Source organism: Bradyrhizobium arachidis, assembly GCF_024758505.1.
Lineage (GTDB): Bacteria > Pseudomonadota > Alphaproteobacteria > Rhizobiales > Xanthobacteraceae > Bradyrhizobium > Bradyrhizobium manausense_C.
This window is the reverse complement of the sequence record NZ_CP077970.1, coordinates 7,036,378-7,054,223: the sequence shown is the minus strand read 5'-3', so window position 1 is coordinate 7,054,223 and position 17,846 is coordinate 7,036,378. Positions and strand designations below refer to the sequence as shown.

The 17,846-nt window shown below is 59.0% G+C and carries 17 protein-coding genes; 11 read left to right on the top strand and 6 right to left on the bottom strand.

The annotated features are described in order from the left end of the window. Positions 1–118 precede the first annotated feature (118 nt). From KUF59_RS32745 to KUF59_RS44125, 8 genes are all read left to right on the top strand, one after another. A complete protein-coding gene (locus KUF59_RS32745) occupies positions 119–772 on the top strand; it encodes an FMN-dependent NADH-azoreductase (protein ID WP_258767469.1) in 654 nt (217 codons plus the stop codon). 130 nt (positions 773–902) lie between these two features. Next, positions 903–2,876, top strand: coding sequence for an FUSC family protein (locus KUF59_RS32740; protein ID WP_258767468.1), 1,974 nt, complete (start codon positions 903–905; stop codon positions 2,874–2,876). After that, a complete protein-coding gene (locus tag KUF59_RS32735; protein WP_258767467.1) occupies positions 2,873–3,076 on the top strand; it encodes a DUF1656 domain-containing protein in 204 nt (67 codons plus the stop codon). The genes KUF59_RS32740 and KUF59_RS32735 overlap by 4 nt, the downstream gene beginning before the upstream one ends. Before the next feature lie 12 nt (positions 3,077–3,088). Then, positions 3,089–4,381 carry an HlyD family secretion protein gene (locus KUF59_RS32730; RefSeq protein ID WP_408918046.1) on the top strand — a complete coding sequence of 431 codons (1,293 nt, stop codon included), beginning with the start codon at positions 3,089–3,091 and terminating at the stop codon, positions 4,379–4,381. A gap of 123 nt (positions 4,382–4,504) precedes the next feature. Beyond that, positions 4,505–5,083, top strand: coding sequence for an LOG family protein (locus KUF59_RS32725; protein WP_258767466.1), 579 nt, complete (start codon positions 4,505–4,507; stop codon positions 5,081–5,083). Between the two features lie 107 nt (positions 5,084–5,190). Continuing rightward, positions 5,191–5,907, top strand: a complete 717-nt coding sequence (locus KUF59_RS32720) for a RibD family protein (protein WP_258767465.1) — start codon at positions 5,191–5,193, stop codon at positions 5,905–5,907. 63 nt (positions 5,908–5,970) lie between these two features. Next, positions 5,971–6,423 (top strand): FAD-dependent oxidoreductase, encoded by a 453-nt coding sequence (locus KUF59_RS44130; RefSeq protein ID WP_309500885.1) that lies wholly within the window; start codon positions 5,971–5,973, stop codon positions 6,421–6,423. Continuing rightward, entirely contained in the window at positions 6,365–7,192 is an 828-nt protein-coding gene (locus KUF59_RS44125; protein ID WP_309500884.1) for a flavin monoamine oxidase family protein, read from the top strand. The genes KUF59_RS44130 and KUF59_RS44125 overlap by 59 nt, the downstream gene beginning before the upstream one ends. A 432-nt stretch (positions 7,193–7,624) precedes the next feature. On the opposite strand, the gene KUF59_RS32710 is transcribed toward KUF59_RS44125, so the two are convergent. The 6 genes from KUF59_RS32710 to KUF59_RS32685 all read right to left on the bottom strand — a co-directional run bounded on the left by KUF59_RS32710 (position 7,625) and on the right by KUF59_RS32685 (position 14,035). Further along, on the bottom strand, positions 7,625–7,954 hold the full coding sequence (locus KUF59_RS32710; protein ID WP_258767464.1) for a cytochrome o ubiquinol oxidase subunit IV: 330 nt from the start codon (positions 7,952–7,954) through the stop codon (positions 7,625–7,627). Next, positions 7,954–8,580, bottom strand: coding sequence for a cytochrome c oxidase subunit 3 (locus KUF59_RS32705; RefSeq protein WP_258767463.1), 627 nt, complete (start codon positions 8,578–8,580; stop codon positions 7,954–7,956). The genes KUF59_RS32710 and KUF59_RS32705 overlap by 1 nt, the downstream gene beginning before the upstream one ends. After that, positions 8,577–10,679 carry a cbb3-type cytochrome c oxidase subunit I gene (locus tag KUF59_RS32700; RefSeq protein ID WP_258767462.1) on the bottom strand — a complete coding sequence of 701 codons (2,103 nt, stop codon included), beginning with the start codon at positions 10,677–10,679 and terminating at the stop codon, positions 8,577–8,579. The genes KUF59_RS32705 and KUF59_RS32700 overlap by 4 nt, the downstream gene beginning before the upstream one ends. A 10-nt stretch (positions 10,680–10,689) precedes the next feature. After that, positions 10,690–11,730: a cytochrome ubiquinol oxidase subunit II family protein gene (locus tag KUF59_RS32695; RefSeq protein WP_258767461.1), complete on the bottom strand. Its 1,041-nt coding sequence runs from the start codon at positions 11,728–11,730 to the stop codon at positions 10,690–10,692. A gap of 516 nt (positions 11,731–12,246) precedes the next feature. Further along, entirely contained in the window at positions 12,247–13,413 is a 1,167-nt protein-coding gene (locus KUF59_RS32690) for a phosphoserine transaminase (RefSeq protein WP_258767460.1), read from the bottom strand. A 166-nt stretch (positions 13,414–13,579) separates the two neighbouring features. Further along, positions 13,580–14,035 carry a carboxymuconolactone decarboxylase family protein gene (locus KUF59_RS32685; protein WP_258767459.1) on the bottom strand — a complete coding sequence of 152 codons (456 nt, stop codon included), beginning with the start codon at positions 14,033–14,035 and terminating at the stop codon, positions 13,580–13,582. A 1,201-nt stretch (positions 14,036–15,236) separates the two neighbouring features. On the opposite strand from KUF59_RS32685, the gene KUF59_RS32675 reads away from it, so the two are divergent. The 3 genes from KUF59_RS32675 to KUF59_RS44425 are packed head-to-tail and all read left to right on the top strand — an operon-like array spanning position 15,237 to position 17,835. After that, a complete protein-coding gene (locus KUF59_RS32675; protein WP_258770051.1) occupies positions 15,237–16,676 on the top strand; it encodes a cytochrome ubiquinol oxidase subunit I in 1,440 nt (479 codons plus the stop codon). A gap of 5 nt (positions 16,677–16,681) precedes the next feature. Then, on the top strand, positions 16,682–17,689 hold the full coding sequence (gene cydB / locus KUF59_RS32670) for a cytochrome d ubiquinol oxidase subunit II (RefSeq protein ID WP_258767458.1): 1,008 nt from the start codon (positions 16,682–16,684) through the stop codon (positions 17,687–17,689). Next, positions 17,689–17,835 (top strand): DUF2474 domain-containing protein, encoded by a 147-nt coding sequence (locus KUF59_RS44425; protein ID WP_408918045.1) that lies wholly within the window; start codon positions 17,689–17,691, stop codon positions 17,833–17,835. The genes cydB and KUF59_RS44425 overlap by 1 nt, the downstream gene beginning before the upstream one ends. Positions 17,836–17,846: the final 11 nt, after the last annotated feature.

Sequence of the window (17,846 nt, the reverse complement as noted above, 5' to 3'; positions counted from 1 at the left end):
GCGGATTGCGAGCGTTGGATGGGAAGCGCTTCCGTTAGCGCTATGATGCGAGAGTTTTGCCATTCAGGGGGTGCGGCAGGAATGAGCGCCGGCATGTGCAAGAAGCGAGAACAGGTGGATGATGAAAATCCTGCATGTTAGTTGCAGCCCTCGCGGACAAGCCTCCGAGAGCTACAGGATATCTCAGAAAATCATCGAAGTTCTGCTCAAGAGAGAGCCAACGGCAAAGCTCGCAAATCGAGTGATCGGTGACGGCGCGATATCGCACATCGATGAAAGCTACGCGACTGCGCTTGGGGCTACACGACAATCCTTCGCAGAAATATTTCCTAAGGGTTCCATGTCCCAATCTGAAGAGCTTATTCAGGAGCTAGAGAGTGCGGATTTCCTGGTCATTGGGACTCCCATGCATAACTTCACCGTGCCCTCCGTACTGAAGGCGTGGATCGATCACATCGTTCGAGTCCGTCGAACGTTCGATTCCACCAAGGAAGGCTATGTAGGCAGGTTACGCGACCGCCCAGTTTTTGTCGCCGTGTCCTCGGGCGGCAGATACTCCGGGGAGCGCGCGCGTCAGCCGGATTTTCTTACTCCGTATCTAAAAGCCATCCTAGGCATCATCGGACTGCATGATCTGACCGTTTTCTCCATTGAAGGAACAGCCCTTGGTCCGGACGCTGTGGTTGAGGCCCGGAACAGGGCAGATCAAGCTATCGAAGACCATTTTCGCAGCTTTGTCGTGCGGTCTCATAGCGTCGACCAACAGACTTGAGTGGTGCCAATTACCTCGAAACAAAGAACCAAAATATCGATCTGCAACATGACCGCTATCCCGAAGGCAGAACTCCCTGAAGCTTTGGGTGAGATTTCATCGCGCGTCTTCATCGGAGGAAAGTGTAGCCATGACTACCGCGAACCGTGATCGTTGGAAGCTCACCATCGCCGGGTTTTCGATCCCTGCGTGGGGATTTGCAGTCCGGATGTGGCTCGCCATGATGACGGCGCTGTACGCGGCTTTCTGGCTGCAGCTCGATAGCGCATCTTCCGCCGCGGCCACCGTCGGCATTCTCGCGCAACCGACGCGGGGGGAGGCCTATCAAAGAGCTATGTACCGAGTCCTCGCCACCGGCATTGGAGTTATCGCGTCGTTTGTGATTGCTGGGTTGGCCCCGCAGAATCGCGAGCTGTTCACGATCGGCTTCGCGGCGTGGCTCGGGCTCTGCGTCTATGTCGCCGGGCTTTTGGATGGTGGCAGGGCCTACGGCGCGGTCTTGTCCGGCTATACGGTTGCTCTGGTCGCCGTGACCCAGATTGACTCGCCTCAGAACGTTTTCCTCACTGGGGTCAACCGCGGCGCGGCTATTGTGGTAGGAGTTGCCGCGCTCGCCTTGGTCAGCGACATATTTGGCGCACCGAGCTTGCATTCGAGTCTGTCCGCCAAGCTCGCGGCCACCCATCAGCGCGTACGTGCCTTTGCACTCGCCATCCTCGACGGGGAGAGCGGCGAACCGATCCGATCAGCAAATCTGCTGCGCGAAATCACTGCGCTTCGTCCTGACATCGAGGCGCTCGGCGCTGAATCGAGCGATGGATTGGCGCGACGCGCGGCAGCTCGGAGCGCCGCCGTAGCGTTGGTCAGTGAGGTTAGCGCCGTGGGCTCGTTGGCATCCTTACCAGCCACGAAATTGTCATCTCTTCGCAGAGAGCTTGGGGAGGCTCTCGCCGATGGTCTGGAGGAGCAGAGCCCTGCCTTGCAGCTTCGCCTGCAGCACGCGCAACTTGATCTTCCCGAGCCGCACGGTGCGCTTTTCGTCCGTTACGTTCTAGAATTGCTCGTCGAGGACCGGAAAGCGAAGGACGCCATGGAAGCTCTCCAGGCGGGTCGTCACCCTGCACATTGTATTAATGCGCCCATCTACCGCTCGCGCCGTGCGGCGGTACGAAACGGACTGCGCGCGTTTCTGGCGGTGCTGATCTCCGCAGCTCTATTTTCCCTCGGCGGCTGGCCGTCCGCGTCACTGGGCGTTGTTTTGGTGGGAGTGATCATAGCGTTGAGCGCCAACACTGCCAACCCAGGTGGCCTTGCCGCAGCCGCCGTTGTCGCCATGTCGATTGCTGTTCTGCTTGCGGGCGTCACCGAGTTTCTGATCTTGGACGGCGTCGACCAATTTCCCCTTCTGGCGATCGGCATGGCACCAAGCGTCCTTGCCGCCGCTCTCCTGTGCACGACGTCCAATGCGAGACTAGTATTGATCGCGTTCCTAGCGCTGGTTTTCTTTCCCGTGATGCTTTCGCCAACGAATCCGCAGCAGTATGACCCAGCGTCGTACCTGTCCTCCAGCTTGATAGCGATCGTATCGGTCATCCTGCTGTTCGTCCTTCTCCGAACCGTCCTCCCAACGTCTGATGCGCTTCGTCGGCACTGGTACCTGAAGTCTGCACAAGCGGAGCTACGCGCGCTTCTAGGCGGTGGTTGCTCCCGGCGCCTGGATGACGAGGCCCTGTTCCGCGACGCCGATCGCATTGGGCAATTGGCCGCGCTAAAGCCCGCGCCCGGAGATGCACGCCGCGATGACCTCCGTCAGGCCCTGGATATCTTCGGATGCGCGGCGGCAGTGCGACGGGTTCGGACAACGTCGGCCAGGCTCTCCGCGCGAGCGGGCGAGCACTTGATTGGTAATGCCTACTCGGCTCTGGCCGCCCGTGATCCTCGTGGCATTCGCCAAGCCGCCGCCGATCTCGCGAGCGCGGCGACTGCGTTTGGCGATGATGATCGGGTAGTAGCTCGCGCGGCCAGCCTGGATTTAATCTGGGTCGCCTTCCTGATCGACACCACCGCTTTCGGCCTCGATTCACACAGGTCCAATACCTCATGATGCACGGCTTCCCCGAATTGGTCATCGGTGGGGTGCTTATCGCGCCTTTCGTGCTTTACGCGGGTGCCGCTTTTGCGATCTTCGCGGTGCTGCGTTCCTTGCTGCACCTCGTCGCCTTCGATCGCGCCTTCAGCCACCCGCCGGTCGCGGAGCTGAGCCTCTACGTCTTGGTTCTCGCATTGCTAATTACACTGTTCTAACGGGAGGGATCCTTGCAATCGCCGAACTCCATCTCAGATGGCCGAACGACGTCCAGCATCGCCGATCCCCGGGCAACGGCAGCTGAGGAACCCGTGAGTAGCGTCCGCCCCGTGGCGGGCGAGGAGCAGCCCATCGCTGCCCAAGGGGATTTGCGCGTCGACCCACGGCCAGCACTGAAAGAGGGACGGACCGGCGGCCCAAGTTCTATGCATCGTTTCGCTCTAGGAGCGCTAAGGAGAGCGGCGACCCTGCTTATCGTCGCGCTCGCCGGACTGGCGACGCTGGTCATCTGGGACTCCTATGTCGCCGCACCGTGGACGAGAGATGGCAGCATCCGCGTGCAGGTAGCGAGCATTGCGCCTCAGGTGTCAGGGCAGATCACGGAAGTTCGCGTCGTCGACAACCAGTTCGTCCGGCAGGGCGACGTGCTTTACGTGATCGACCCCTTCGATTTCAAGGTTGCGCTCGACACGAGCCAAGCGCAATTGCGCCAGAAAGACGCCGATTTGCAGGTCAAGCGGATCCAGGCCGAGCGCCGCATGCGCCTTTCGAATCTTGCCACTACACCGGAGGAGCAGCAGATATTTGCCGGCAACGCTACCCAGGCGCAAGCCGCTTTCGACGCCGCCCAGCAGCAGGTCGCCCAGGCCGACATCAACCTTAAACGGACCCAGGTGCGCAGTCCCGTGAACGGCTATGTCACCAATCTTCTGATGCGCGTGGGTGACTATGCTCGGGCAGGCTCGACCAATATCTCGGTGATCGATGCCGACAGCTATTGGATCAATGGCTATTTTGAGGAAACCAAGATGGCTCATGTCTGCGTCGGGAACGGCGCCGAGGCAGTACTAATGGGCTATCGCAATCCGATCCTAGGGCGGGTCGAGAGTGTGACCCGCGGCATCAGTGTATCCAATGCAGCCCCGAGCACGCAGGGCCTGCCAAGCGTCGATCCGGTCTATACTTGGGTACGCCTGGCGCAACGTGTGCCGGTGCGCGTGCGGATTACCGATGTACCGCCCGGAGTCCCGCTCGTTTCGGGTATGACCGTCACGATGACGATCCGCGATGCCGAAGCACGCAAGGGTGGCGGTGGCTGGCTTCATCTGCGCTTCGCCTATTTTGTGAAGCGCTTAGGTGACGTCGTTTACGGTCCGCAAACGTCATCCGACTGCGTGCCGCGCGTCGGCGAAAGAAACGGCTCGATCGCAACCCTTCCGACACCGAAAGCCATCGCACCTCTCGATCCCGCGGCCCGGGAGCTCGCCCCCGGCATCGCCGACTCACCGCGGATTCGGTTTTGATGATGCTACAAGCCGCACATCTGAGCTTTCGCCAAAGGGATTCATTTTTTCACTTGGTTGAATTTGCGCACGATGCTTACGGCGGATAAGCACAAGACCAAGCAAAAGTTCGGAGTTTGAGCCATGCCACGTTCCATCGCCAGCCTCGCCGTGTTCTGCGGCTCGAACTTCGGTAATTCCGACGCCTATGCCAACGGCGCGCGGCAGCTGGGACGGGCGCTGGCGGACGCCAATATCACGCTGGTCTATGGCGGCACGATGAAAGGCCTGATGGGCGTGGTCGCCGATGCTTTGATCGAGGCCGGCGGCACGGCGCATGGCGTGATAACCGAGCAATTGCAAAAGCGCGGTCATACGCACCCGAAACTCCACCGCAGCGAGATCGTCGCCACCTTGCGAACCCGAAAGGAGCGGATGGCCGAACTCGCCGACGCCTTCATTGCGATGCCGGGCGGCATCGGGACGGTGGAGGAGATGATGGAGGTCTGGGCCATGAACCAGCTTTCGGAGATCGACAAACCGGTCGGACTGCTGAACGTTGCCGACTTCTACCAGCCGTTCCTGGCCTTCATCGACCATATGGTGAAATGCAAATTCCTTCCACCCGAGCACCGGCACTCGATCTGCGTCGATCCGGAGCCTGTCTCGCTGATCGAGCAACTGCGACATTTCGTCCGTAACGATGTGTCAAAGTGGCTGTGATCCTCGCTATTACGAGCGTTGACCCTCGGACATTGAGCGGAAGTCCGTTGCGTGATTTAGAGATGGTCAGCGTTGAGCAGTGTTGTGCTTGAGATGCGAGGGTCTCCATGAAGCCGAACGTCATCTGCCTCATGGCGTCCAGCGTTGACGGTCGAACCCTCCATAGTCGCTGGCGGCCCAAGGGGACAGGTGCCGCGCTATTCGAACAGGTACACGACGAACTCGGCGGGGACGCTTGGCTGATCGGTCGTGTCACCGGGCAAGAGTTTGCCAAGGGGAAGCCGTATCCAACGGTCACGCAAGCAAGCTTTCCGCGGGAGCCTTGGTTCGCGAATCGCGACGCGAAGGCGTACGGCGTGGTGCTGGACGCCCGCGGTAAGATCGCATGGGGTCGCTCGGATATCGGCGGCGATCCGATCGTGGTCGTGCTTACGGAAGCCGTTTCGGACGCACACCTGGCTGGCCTGCGCAGCGAAGGCGTGTCGTACTTCTTTGCCGGACAGTCGCAGCTCGATCTTACCCTTGCTTTGGGGGTTCTCAACCGCGAACTTGGCGTGAAGCGTCTCCTGCTCGAAGGAGGGGGTGGATCCAACGGCGCTTTCCTGCGCGCGGGACTCGTCGACGAGATTAACTTAATCCTTTGTCCCGCAGTGGACGGCGCGAAAGGGGCCCCGAGCGTCTTCGACTCGACGGAGAGGGAGACCGAACGACGCGCGCCCGTCACGGCGATGGCGTTGGAGAGCAGTAGGCCCCTGGATGGTGGTGCGTTGCTCCTTCGTTACCGGATCCAGAATGCTGAACCGGCGCCGGAAGCGGTTCGATAATCGCCGATGGTTAGGTCGAGTCCAACCCACATCGTCGTCATCGGCGCAGGCGCCGCAGGGTTGATGACCGCGCGCGAGCTCGGACGCGCGGGCAAGAGAGTGACATTACTGGAGGCGCGGGATAGATGCGGAGGCCGCATCTATCCGCTTTCGTCGGCCCAGTTCGGCTACCCGGCGGAAGGCGGCGCGGAATTTGTCCATGGCGAGGCGCCAGTTACGCGTAGCTTGCTGCGCGAAGCGCGAATTTCGCTGCTGCCGATCGAAGGGACGCAGCGAACCGTCATGGACGGCAAACTGTCGACAAAAGGTTCTCTAGAGATCTATGAGGCCAACCTCCAGACGGCGCTAAAGGAACTCGACGACGACCTGACAGTCGCCGAATTTCTGCGGCGGCACTTTGCAGGCGCCGAACACGACCACCTGCGGCGGTCCGTCGAACGGATGGTGGAGGGCTACGATGCTGCCGATCCGGAACGAGCGCAGTATGTTGGCGCTTCGGGACGAATGGATGGGTGAGGGGCGAAGAACGCAAGTTCGTATCGCCGGTGGATACGGACGCCTCATCGATTTTCTTGTCGCGGGATGCCGCAGCCATGGCGTGGCGATCCACCTCGGCGCAGTGGCGAATGCGATCGCGTCGACCGGACCTGGAGCTCTAGTTCGCTGCACCAACGGCGACGCTCATGAATGCGATGCCGTAGTTCTCACCGTGCCGCTCCCGCTTCTCAAGGATATTTCGCTTCCTCCGACGGAACGCGAGCGGGCCGCAGCAGCCGCGGATATCGGGTTCGGCAACGTCATAAAGATTCTGATGCGATTCCAGACTCGCTGGTGGCTCGACGAGCGAAAGCATCTCGCCGATCTGACGTTTCTGCTTTCGGAAGCAAGGATTCCGGTATGGTGGACCCAGTATCCCGCTGACTTTCCCGTACTCACGGGCTGGTGTGGAGGGCCGAAAACAGCCGCGATGGCCGACCTCAACGAGCAGGAATTGATCGAAGCCGGGCTCACCTCGCTGGCCGACGTTTTCGGTCTTGCTCCTGAGCAATTGGGGCGGACTTTGGTGGCGGCACGCGCGATCAATTGGGTGTATGATCCTTTCGCTCGCGGGGCGTATTCGTATGCAACGACCGAAACGCGCGCGGCGCAATCGGTGCTTTCAAGCCCCTATGGTGGATCGGTGTTCTTCTCCGGCGAAGCCCTTTACCGTGGGAAAGACATGGGTACGGTCGAGGCGGCGCTGGCGAGCGGCGTGGAGGCGGCGCAAACAATCCTCCTCTACTAGCGCTTTCCTTGGCTGCCGTCTTATTGGCCTCCAAGTAGCGCGAACTTGCCTCATTAGGTAATTTCCAAAATTCCCACGGCAGGACGACGCGAACACGTCAACTGCGCGATTAGGACGCCCGGCCGTTCATCGGAGGCGCGTCACGATCGGTGAATGCTTGTCCGGAAGATGACCGCGAGAGTGTATGAATTCGAGGGGATTCGCCTTGTGCTTTCTAAAAAGCGGAATAGTGCCGCTCAACCGCAGATATCCCTCCGGAGCACGGTGTAGCTTGTGGCGAAGGCATGCCCATAGCGATCTTAGGCGGCTCTTCAGTGCTCTCGAAACCAAATCTCGTCAGGAAGTTATTGGCCCATGTGAGCTAAGCAATCTCGCATGAGTCGCGAGCCGAAGCGCTTGTCAAGACCGGCGAAGTCTTCCCTCGATAGCTTCCTACATCATTCGAGTATGCTGGTTGAAAAGCATCCAGAGCATACCGGCAATCATAAGCGTTACTAACGCCGCCGAGAATAACATCAGGTACAACTCTTCGCGCCGTTGACGGCTCAGATCCACGTGCAAGAAATAACGCACATGCACGACGATCTGGACCAATCCCAGAACGCCGATCACCCACATAGTGGCAATGGTCGAAAACGTTCCTGAGGCCACCAGGGCGAAGGGGATAATCGTCAGGAGCGCCGCCAGGAAGAAGCCGGTTTGATATCCGCGCAGGTCGTGACGATAGGCTTGTTCGCGACTTCGGGTTTTCGGGGCAGACATCACGCGATCCCTCCCAGGTAGACGACCGAGAAAATCCCGACCCATATTAGATCAAGAAAGTGCCAGAACAGAGCGAGGCGGGCGATGCGCGAACTGGCAGGACCGGTCAGGCCTGTTCGGTTGAGTTCTATAAGCATTATCACGAGCCAGATCACGCCGGCAGTCACATGGGTACCATGCAGCGGGACCAGACCGAAAAAGGCTGACAGAAAGCCTGACCGCTGAGGCACGGCACCCTCGGCCAGCATATAGGTGAATTCGCGAGCTTCGAGCGCCAAGAACACCACACCGAGCGCCAAGGTTACGAGAAGCCAGAGCATCACTTTGCTGAGGCCGCGGTCATATTTGATGGCCAGCGACGCCATGCCGAACGTGAAGGTGCTGGTCAAAAGCGCCGCCGTCTCCATCGCGGCTCCAGGGAGTTCAAACAGCTCCTTTGGTGTCGGTCCGCCGGCAAAAGACTCCGGAGTCAGCATCGTCACGTAGGTGGCGAACATCAGGCCGAAGATGATGAGATCGCTCATCATGAATAGCCAAAAGCCTGACAGAGTGGTCGCGATGCGATCATGGTCGTGGTCGTGACCTGCGACCCAAGTCAAGCCGTGGGGACGGACAACTATGTTCATTCCGCGGCCTCCTTTGTGTATTCAGCGGCGGCAACGCCGTGGTTTCTGTAATCCCACTCAAGGGCGCGAGTGACGGGCGCGGTCGCCCGCACCACCTCAAGCCAGGCCCTGTATTTCCGCTTGATCTCGGCAGCGGGGATCGTCACGGGGTGACGATCGCCCAGCACGGCACGCGCTATTAGCGACACAGCAATCACCGCAAAGGCGAGCCACGCAAGCCACCACATGTACCAGACCAGGCCGACGCCCAGCGCCGTGCCAAACACGGCCGTGATCACGCCGATATATGTGTCGCCGGGCAGGTGGATATCCGAATAGGAGACGGGCTCCTGGTAGCCAAGTCCTGCTCCCTTCGCCACGGCGAACGCTTCGAGTGCGTGGATATGGGGGATGACGGGAAAGTTATAGGCCGGCACCGGCGACGGCGTCGCCCATTCCAGCGTCCGCGCGTCCCATGGATCGCCGCCGATGTCTCGCGTCAGTTCTCGATCGCGGATCGACACATAAAGCTGCACACACATGCTGACGAGGGCGGCTGTAATGAAGATTGCGCCGACGCCGGCGACGTGGAGCCATGGCTCAAAGGCCGGGTTGGTATACGACACGGCACGCCGCGTCAAACCCATCAGTCCGACGGCATAAAGCGGCATGAAAGACAGGACAAAGCCGACGATCCAGTTAAAGGCTGCGATATAGCCCCAGCGGTCGTTGAGCCGAAAACCGAATACCTTCGGAAACCAGTAGGTGTAACCCGCGAACAATCCAAACAGCGTGCCGGGAATCAGCATGTTATGGAAATGCGCGACAAGGAAGAGCGTATTGTGGACCTGGAAATCAACGGGCGGGTTGGCAAGCAGGATACCTGTCAGCCCACCAAGAACGAACAGCACCATGAAAGCCAGCGCATAGACCATCGGTACGCTGAAGCGGATCCGGCCGCGGAACATGGTGGCCATCCAATCATAGACTTTGACACCCGTCGGAATGCCGATGAGCATTGTGGCGATGCCGAAGACGGCATTGACGTCGGCATCCTGCCCCATCGTGAAGAAGTGATGCAGCCACACGCCAAACGACAGGAAGCCGATTGCCATGGTGGCGATCACCAATGTGACGTAGCCGTAAAGTCGCTTTCCCGAGTAGGTCGAGATGACCTCGCCATAGATGCCGAAGGATGGCAGGACGAGGATATAGACCTCGGGATGGCCGAACTGCCAAAACAGGTTGGCATAGTTCATCATGTTGCCGCCGAGGGCGTTGGTGAAGAAATGGAAACCGAGGTAGCGGTCGGCTGCCAGCATCAACGCCGCCACGGTCAGCGGTGGCATCGCGAACACCAGCAACAGCGAGGTGCAGAGCGCGTTCCAGGTGAATATGGGCATCCGAAGAAAGCTCATTCCCGGCGCCCGTTCCTTGAAAATCGTGACGACAAAGTTGATCCCGGTGAGCGTCGAGCCCAATCCGGCCAGCGTTACTGCCCATATCCAGTAGTCGGGCCCAACGCCGGGCTGGAAATTGGGCTCCGTGTAGGGCGGATAGGCGCTCCAGCCGCCGGTCGAGAAATCGCCGATGACGAGCGAGATCATCACCAGCATGGCGCCGGAAACGGTCAGGCCGAGGCTGAGCGAATTCAACATCGGAAAGCTGACATCTCGCGCGCCGATCTGCAGCGGGACGACGATGTTGATCAACCCGGTGAGGAACGGCATCGCCATGAAAAAGATCATGATGGTGCCGTGTGTCGAAAAGAGCTGGGCGAAGTGGTCGGCGGAAAGGAATCCGCCATGCAGTCCGTCGGCCTGCTGGGCACGCATCACCACGCCCTCAAGCGCGCCCCGTACCAGCATGATCAGCGCGAGCACGATATACATCACACCGATGCGCTTGTGATCGACGCTGATCAGCCATTTCGACCACATGGGACCCCAGAGTCGGAACCAGGTCAGCAGCGCCGCCGTGACGGCCGCACCAACGATCACCACCCAAGCCGCACCTGACAGGATGATGTCGTTCAACCCCGGATGAAAGAACGCCTTCAGAAAGTCGAGCGATTCGACATCGAGTCGTCCAAATATCAGACTACAGAAGCCATGTGACATTTCGGCGGTCTCACTTGCTTGCCACCTTGGCATTGTAGGCGGCCGTACCGGGCTGCTCAGATGGGGAAACCGATTTGCCGGTGTGATAGCGGCTCACGATTGTTGCGAAAAGCTTGGGGACGACCTCGTTGAAGAACGTGACGTCCTTTGGCATCGCGGCCTCGCCGAACTGCTTTTGGACCTCGGCCGGCGTCGAACTCTCAGCCAAAATCCTGTAGTTCGCCCCATTCAGTGCCACGGTGTTTTGCCGTACGGCTTTGACCCAGCTGTCGAAGTCCTGCGACGTCATTGCAACAGCCTGGAAGTGCTGCGCGTGAAAACCGTCGCCGTTGTACTGGGTGTTCATCCCCTCGAAATCGCCAGTTCGGTTAGCTTTCAGATTCAGTTGTGTGACCATCCCCGGCATCGCGTAGATTTGCCCGCCGAGCGCCGGGATCATGAACGATTGCATCACCGTGTCGGTGGTCAGCTTCATGGACACCGGGCGCTCCTGCGGAAAAGCCATCTCGCCCACTGTGGCAATGCCGTAATCGGGGTAGATGAACAGCCATTTCCAGTCGAGCCCGACGACCTCAACGCGCAGCGGGGGTTTGTCCGCGGCGAGCGCGCGATAGGGGTCAAGCTCGTGGGTGTAGCTCCACAAATACAGGGAAAGAACGACGACGATCGCGACGGGGACGAGCCACATCGGCCATTCCAGCGCGGACGAAAAGTCCCAGTGTGGGGCGTAGCGCGCACGGGTGTTGCCGTATCGATAGTGCCAGGCCAGAAGCGGCACGCCCACGATCACCGGCGCCACGACGATCAGCGTGACCAGCGTGATCAGCCACAAATGATGATACTCGAGGGCGGAGACGGGCCCGCTTGGCGTCAGGAAGCTCTGACTCTTGTCGGAGCAGCCCACCAGCAGGACGGCTGATCCTGAAAGCAGCAGACGCAACGAACTGGGGCCAAACTGAAGCCGCGGCGTCCGGCAATTCGGTCCGCTCCAAGTGCCATCTTCCTTGGCGGGCTTTACGCAAGAAATTGAGCGACGATCTTTGTCAGACATAGTAGCACCTACGTCGCGCGACCGAAGAAGGTACGCGCGGGCACATATAAATCTCAGGCGCGAATGGAAACGTTCAGTCGCGTTTGCAAAGACGGAGATAGGCATTACGCTGTCGGCAGCCAACCGGCCTCGGAGCATATTGTCGGGATCGCGTCCGTACAGCCGCGCGGGAAAAGCGCGCCCGCCGGTTAGACAACGGCGCAACGTTGCTGAGATTAACGCAAGTCTATGGCACGTGAGGCGCTCAAGCGTTTCCGCTGGGTTTGTATTGGCGGGCCTAGACGACGCGGGTTCGCGCGACCGACGATTTCAATGCGGCAGCGACGACTTCCAACGCTCTCACGATTCGCACTGACTGCTCGCGGCGCCGAGCGAAATCCGAACGGCGTGGGGCGCGGCCTCATCGACGCCAAATGGGTCGGTCGTGACGATGGCGTGGCTTTGTCGTTAAACATACGAAGGCGCGATGCGTTCGGGACTAGGATGGCGCTCCGACCGGGGATACGTCAACACACATCAAGCATGAGAATTCCCTCGCCGTGCTTCGCTGTAGGCGAAGTCAAGCCATTCCAGCAGAATGGAAAGATCATCTTTCATCACTGTTGCTCCCGCCCAGATCCGCAGACCGGGCGGTGCACTTCGATATGCGGCAATGTCGTAGGCGACGCCATTCCTGTCCAGAAGATCCACCATTTTCTTGACGAAATGTGCCTGCTCCTCGTAGGCGATTTGCGGATCGCCAATCTTGAGGCAGATGGAAGTACATGATCGGATCTCCGGCTGGACGGCGAGGAAATCGCACCATGAGCTTTTACGCTGCCACTCCGTGACCAACGCGAGGTTGCCTTCACAACGCTCGACGAGGGCTGGCAGACCGCCGATCGATTGAGCCCATTTAAGACCGTCGATCGCATCTTCCACGACCAGCATCGATGGCGTGTTGATGGTCTCGCCTTCGAAAATACCCTCGTTGACAGCCCCGCGCGCGACCATTCGAAATATTTTGGGCATCGGCCAACGCGGCGTGTGATCGACGAGACGGGTGAGCGCACGGGGACTGAGCACGATGATCCCGTGCGCTCCCTCACCGCCCAGCACTTTCTGCCAGGACCAGGTCGTGACATCGAGTTTTTGCCACGGCAATTTCATTGCGAAGGCTGCCGAGGTCGCATCGCAAATCGTCAATCCCTTGCGAGAGTCCGAGATCCAGTCCGCGTCAGGCACACGGACTCCGGACGTGGTGCCGTTCCACGTGAAGATGATGTCGCGATCAGCATCGGTCTGGCTGAGATCCGGCAATTCTCCGTAGGGCGCCTGAAACACCCGCCGGTCATCAAGCTTCAGTTGCGACGTAACGTCGGTCACCCAGTCCTGCCCAAAGCTGTCCCAAGCGAGGAGATCGACCCCGCGCGGGCCCAGAAGTCCCCACAGCGCCATTTCCACCGCGCCGGTATCCGAGCCCGGAACAATGCCGATGCGGTAGTCGGCGGGAATTCCCAACACCGACCGCGTGAGTTCGATCGCTTCTTTCAGCTTCGCCTTTGCCGGTCTCGAGCGATGCGAGCGTCCCAGGACGGCTCCCTCCAGCGCAGGAAGCGTCCAGCCGGGACGCTTTGCGCATGGGCCCGACGAAAAATTGGAATTCGAGGGCTTGCGGCTCGGAGGATTTGTCGTGTCGCTCATGGACGTTGTCCGCCTTGAATCTTGACAGGATGTAGACCCTGAATAGTCGCCGGAGAAAGATCTTCCGGAACAGGAGTTTGCGTAGAAAGTTTAATGCGCAGCCTCCTTTTTTCGAAATCCTGAACGCTGGCAAACTTGCACATGACAGTTGGCCCAAATTGCTTCCTCAGGCGTCCTTTGCCGCCGCCGGCGGAATCCGAAATCCGGTGGCCAACCGATTGTAGGTGTTCATCAGGCCGATCGCGATTGTCAGATCGGCCAGCTCCTTCTCGGAGAACACAGCTGAGGCGGCCTGGAACTCGGCCTCCGGCACGGTGGTGTCAGCAACGCGGGTGACGGTTTCGGTCCAGGCGAGCGCAGCGCGTTCGCGTGTGTCAAATAGGCCACCGGCATCGCGCCAGGCCTGGACCAGCACCAGTTTTTCGATGGCAAGGCCTTCTTTGATCAGGTCACGCGAGTGCATGTCGATGCAATAGGCACAGCCATTGATCTGCGAAACGCGCAGATAAACCAGGTTCACCAGCGGTCCGGGCAGGCCCGACTGTACGATGTAGCCGTAGACGCCACCGAGCGCCTTTGCGCCGGCCGCTGCGATGGTTGTGTAGTCCAAGCGTAGGGCCATTCGAGATTCCTCAAGGTTTGATTGGATCGTTGATCGTCAGACAATTTGAGACAGGTTACGTCGTGATTGAGTGGGGGCCCTGGCTCGTCTGTCCAACACTCAAGGTGTCGGATTCCGTTCAACAATGGTAAAATCAGCGTCTCATTACCGACGGCCGGGGCAGAGGCTTCGATCGCGCTCTCAAGGTCATGGGCCTCGCAGTGCCGGGCTCGAGACAGATCACTGGTCAATCATTGTTGGACGAGCGCTCCAGCTCAAGCTGATTACCAACCCGGTGCAGGTAAAGCTCTCGCGCTGGCTGGCCCGCCCCGCGCGGCACGGATACGACAACACCTTGGCCCGGAGCCAGATTAGATACAAACCGAATAACGCTGCCCGGCTCTTCCGTTCCGGCCGTTATTACGACTCGGTGTTCAGCATGAGTCGGCTCGTAATAAATGCTAACCGCCACTCGCTCCAGCGCGGTCTGAAAGCCATCGAGTGGGGAGATCAGCTCCGCTCCCAAGGTGGGAGCCAAGCTGGTGCCGAGTAGCGCAGTCGCAAATAGAGTTCGGAGCACGCGTCCTCGCGCCACAAATGAAGCAAAGGTTCCGAAAACGTAGGAACCCATCCTCTCGTACGACCGCCGATTTGGCGGTAAGGGGAAAACACTGGCCTCGCCGTAAGACTTGTCTGCTTGTGTAACGGACGCACACTTGTTGTTGATGCTGTATGTGATTTCTCGCAACAGCAATCGCTCTTTTGCGATTGAATGCCCAGACGATGTAATCGCTCTCAAGACAATCTCCTGTGCATTTAGAGTATGAAACCACGCGACCAGAACCTTTGGTTCACTTGGCGTCGCTGGAACATGGAATATTTTTCGGCATCCATCTTTCGAATGTGAACCCGATTACGAAATCGAACGTAGAATTGATCGAAATGACCCTGAGGCGTCGTAGTTCTCTTCGGACCGCTGTTCCGCAACACACTGCGAGAGGTGGATCGTTCTTTTTCTCAATTCGTCGTGTCTCTCGAAAGACAGAAGCGGAGAGATTGCGCATATTTCCGGTGCCGCAGCGCCGCCTCCTCGAGTGGCCTGGGTGACGAAATCTCAAAGGAAATAGAGCCATCGGCGGCTCACATGAACGCCCTGCATCATCGCCCGGGGCAAATAGACAAAGCCCGAAGCGCCGAGATAAGGCGCCTGAAAGAGAGCAAGATGTTAGGATTAACGGCGCTCGAATTGGCACGCATCCAGTTCGGCTTCACGGTCTCGTTTCATATTGTCTTTCCAGCGATCACGATCGGGCTGGCGAGCTATCTCGCCGTTCTCGAGGGCCTCTGGCTCTGGTCGAACGATACCGTCTACCGCGACCTCTATCATTTCTGGTCGAAGATATTCGCGGTGAATTTTGCCATGGGCGTCGTCTCCGGCCTCGTCATGGCTTATCAATTCGGTACGAATTGGAGCTATTTTTCGGCTTTCGCGGGCAGCATTACTGGTCCGCTACTCACCTACGAAGTACTCACCGCCTTCTTCCTCGAGGCCGGTTTTCTCGGTGTTGCTCTGTTCGGATGGAATAAGGTCGGACCGGGACTGCACTTCTTCGCAACCGTCATGGTGGCGACCGGCACGCTGATTTCGGCGAGTTGGATTGTAGCTTCAAATAGCTGGATGCATACACCCGACGGATTCGAGATCATCAACGGTCGAGTTGTGCCGGTGGATTGGTTGAAGGTGATCTTCAATCCATCCTATCCTTACAGGCTTTCACATATGGTCGTGGCGGCGTACCTCGCGACTGCGCTGTTTGTAGGGGCGTCGGGAGCCTGGCATCTATTGAAACGGCGCCATACGCGGACGGCTCGGACCATGCTTTCGATGGCGATGTGGATGGTGCTCGTCGTTGCTCCGCTGCAGATCGCCATTGGCGATGCGCTTGGTCTCAATACACTCAAGCATCAGCCCGCGAAGATCGCTGCGGTCGAAGGACACTGGGAAAACAAGCCGGGTGCGACCGTTCCACTCATCCTCTTCGGCTGGCCGGACATGGCATCTGAAACGACCCGCTACGGCGTCGAGATCCCCTATCTCGGGAGTCTGATCCTGACCCATGATTGGAATGGGCGGATCCCCGGCCTGAAGGAATTTGCCCCAGAGGATCGGCCGGACTCTACCATTGTTTTCTGGAGCTTCCGCGTCATGGTCGGCTTGGGAGCGCTCATGCTATTGTTGGGCATGTGGAGCTTGTGGCTGCGCTGGCACCAGCGCTTGTTTCGCTCAAAACTGTTCCTGCGTTTCGCCGTCATGATGGGACCTTCAGGCTTGATCGCCATTCTCACAGGTTGGTACACGACCGAGATCGGTCGGCAGCCGTGGGTGGTGTACGGCGTCATGCGAACGAAGGATGCTGTCTCGAATCATTCCGCGCTTGCGCTCTCCACAACCCTGATCGTGATCCTCGTTATGTACTTTGCTGTGTTCGGGACCGGCGTCAGCTATATGCTGAAGCTGGTTGCCAAAGGTCCGGAAGAACCTGGCTCCAAGGATGCGCGCGATGAAAGCGATGCGCAGAACAGGCGGCCGGCGCGACCGCTTTCAGCAGTGCCGGACTTGTTCGATCCGGGCGTTGGAGAAACCCCGACTGGGAAGGAGTGAGCAGTATGGGCATCGATCTTCCTTTGATCTGGGCCATCATCATCGGCTTTGGACTGATGATGTACGTGATCATGGATGGCTTTGATCTCGGGATCGGCATTTTATTCCCGTTCGTTCACGACCGCCATGACCGCGATACGATGGTCAATAGCGTCGCCCCAGTATGGGACGGCAACGAGACCTGGTTGGTCTTGGGCGGCGCGGCGTTGTTGGCTGTGTTCCCACTCGCTTATTCCGTGATCTTGAGCGCGCTCTATCTGCCGATCGTCCTGATGCTCGGCGGGTTGATCTGGCGCGGCGTTGCGTTCGAATTCCGGTTTAAGGCGGACGAGGCGCACAAGCCGTTCTGGGACAAGGCCTTTGCCTTGGGTTCATATGTCGCGACCCTATCGCAGGGTTTCGCGATCGGTGCTTTCATCAACGGCTTCAAGGTGGCCGACGGCGCTTACTCAGGCGGTGGTCTTGACTGGTTGACTCCGTTTAGTCTTTTCACGGGTCTCGGGCTTGTTGTGGCCTATGCGCTGCTCGGCTCGACGTGGCTGGTTATGAAAACCGAAGGCGCGCTGCAGCACCGCATGAGATTACTCGCGCAGCCAGTGACAATGGCCATGCTGGCGATGATCGCGATCGTCAGCCTTTGGACACCGTTGGCACATCCAGCCGTAGCCGCGCGCTGGTTCTCCCTGCCGAACATTGTCTTCTTCGCACCCGTTCCTATACTCGTGCTGTTGTCCACGTGGGCGATCCTGCGCACGCTTCGGCGGGACAGCCATTCAGCGCCGTTCCTGTTCGCGCTGTTCCTCTTATTCCTGGGCTATAGCGGTCTCGCCATCAGTCTGTGGCCGAATATCATCCCGCCGTCGATTTCCATCTGGGACGCGGCCGCGCCTCCTCAAAGTATGGGCTTCACCTTGGTGGGTGCACTCTTCATTATCCCATTCATTCTCGGCTACACCGCTTGGTCCTATTATGTCTTTCGCGGCAAGGTGAGGACGGGTGAGGGTTATCATTGATGACAGGCCGGTCTCTTTCCGATAGCCGGAAATGGCTGAGCCGCGTTGGCTGGTTAATATTGATCTGGGCGGCAAGCGTCGCCGCTCTCGGAGCATTTGCGTTGGTTTTGCGTGCGATCATGTCGGTCGCAGGTATGACTGTCTGACTGCACGATGT

Coding starts and splice junctions, on each gene's coding strand:
- KUF59_RS32700 (WP_258767462.1), bottom strand. CDS start 10,679: ATGTCACATGGCTTCTGTAGTCTGATATTTGGACGACTCGATGTCGAA.
- KUF59_RS32745 (WP_258767469.1), top strand. CDS start 119: ATGATGAAAATCCTGCATGTTAGTTGCAGCCCTCGCGGACAAGCCTCC.
- cydB (WP_258767458.1), top strand. CDS start 16,682: ATGGGCATCGATCTTCCTTTGATCTGGGCCATCATCATCGGCTTTGGA.
- KUF59_RS32725 (WP_258767466.1), top strand. CDS start 4,505: ATGCCACGTTCCATCGCCAGCCTCGCCGTGTTCTGCGGCTCGAACTTC.
- KUF59_RS32720 (WP_258767465.1), top strand. CDS start 5,191: ATGAAGCCGAACGTCATCTGCCTCATGGCGTCCAGCGTTGACGGTCGA.
- KUF59_RS32685 (WP_258767459.1), bottom strand. CDS start 14,035: ATGGCCCTACGCTTGGACTACACAACCATCGCAGCGGCCGGCGCAAAG.
- KUF59_RS32690 (WP_258767460.1), bottom strand. CDS start 13,413: ATGAGCGACACGACAAATCCTCCGAGCCGCAAGCCCTCGAATTCCAAT.
- KUF59_RS32705 (WP_258767463.1), bottom strand. CDS start 8,580: ATGAACATAGTTGTCCGTCCCCACGGCTTGACTTGGGTCGCAGGTCAC.
- KUF59_RS44425 (WP_408918045.1), top strand. CDS start 17,689: ATGACAGGCCGGTCTCTTTCCGATAGCCGGAAATGGCTGAGCCGCGTT.
- KUF59_RS32695 (WP_258767461.1), bottom strand. CDS start 11,730: ATGTCTGACAAAGATCGTCGCTCAATTTCTTGCGTAAAGCCCGCCAAG.
- KUF59_RS44125 (WP_309500884.1), top strand. CDS start 6,365: ATGCTGCCGATCCGGAACGAGCGCAGTATGTTGGCGCTTCGGGACGAA.
- KUF59_RS32735 (WP_258767467.1), top strand. CDS start 2,873: ATGATGCACGGCTTCCCCGAATTGGTCATCGGTGGGGTGCTTATCGCG.
- KUF59_RS32740 (WP_258767468.1), top strand. CDS start 903: ATGACTACCGCGAACCGTGATCGTTGGAAGCTCACCATCGCCGGGTTT.
- KUF59_RS32710 (WP_258767464.1), bottom strand. CDS start 7,954: ATGTCTGCCCCGAAAACCCGAAGTCGCGAACAAGCCTATCGTCACGAC.
- KUF59_RS32675 (WP_258770051.1), top strand. CDS start 15,237: ATGTTAGGATTAACGGCGCTCGAATTGGCACGCATCCAGTTCGGCTTC.
- KUF59_RS44130 (WP_309500885.1), top strand. CDS start 5,971: ATGACCGCGCGCGAGCTCGGACGCGCGGGCAAGAGAGTGACATTACTG.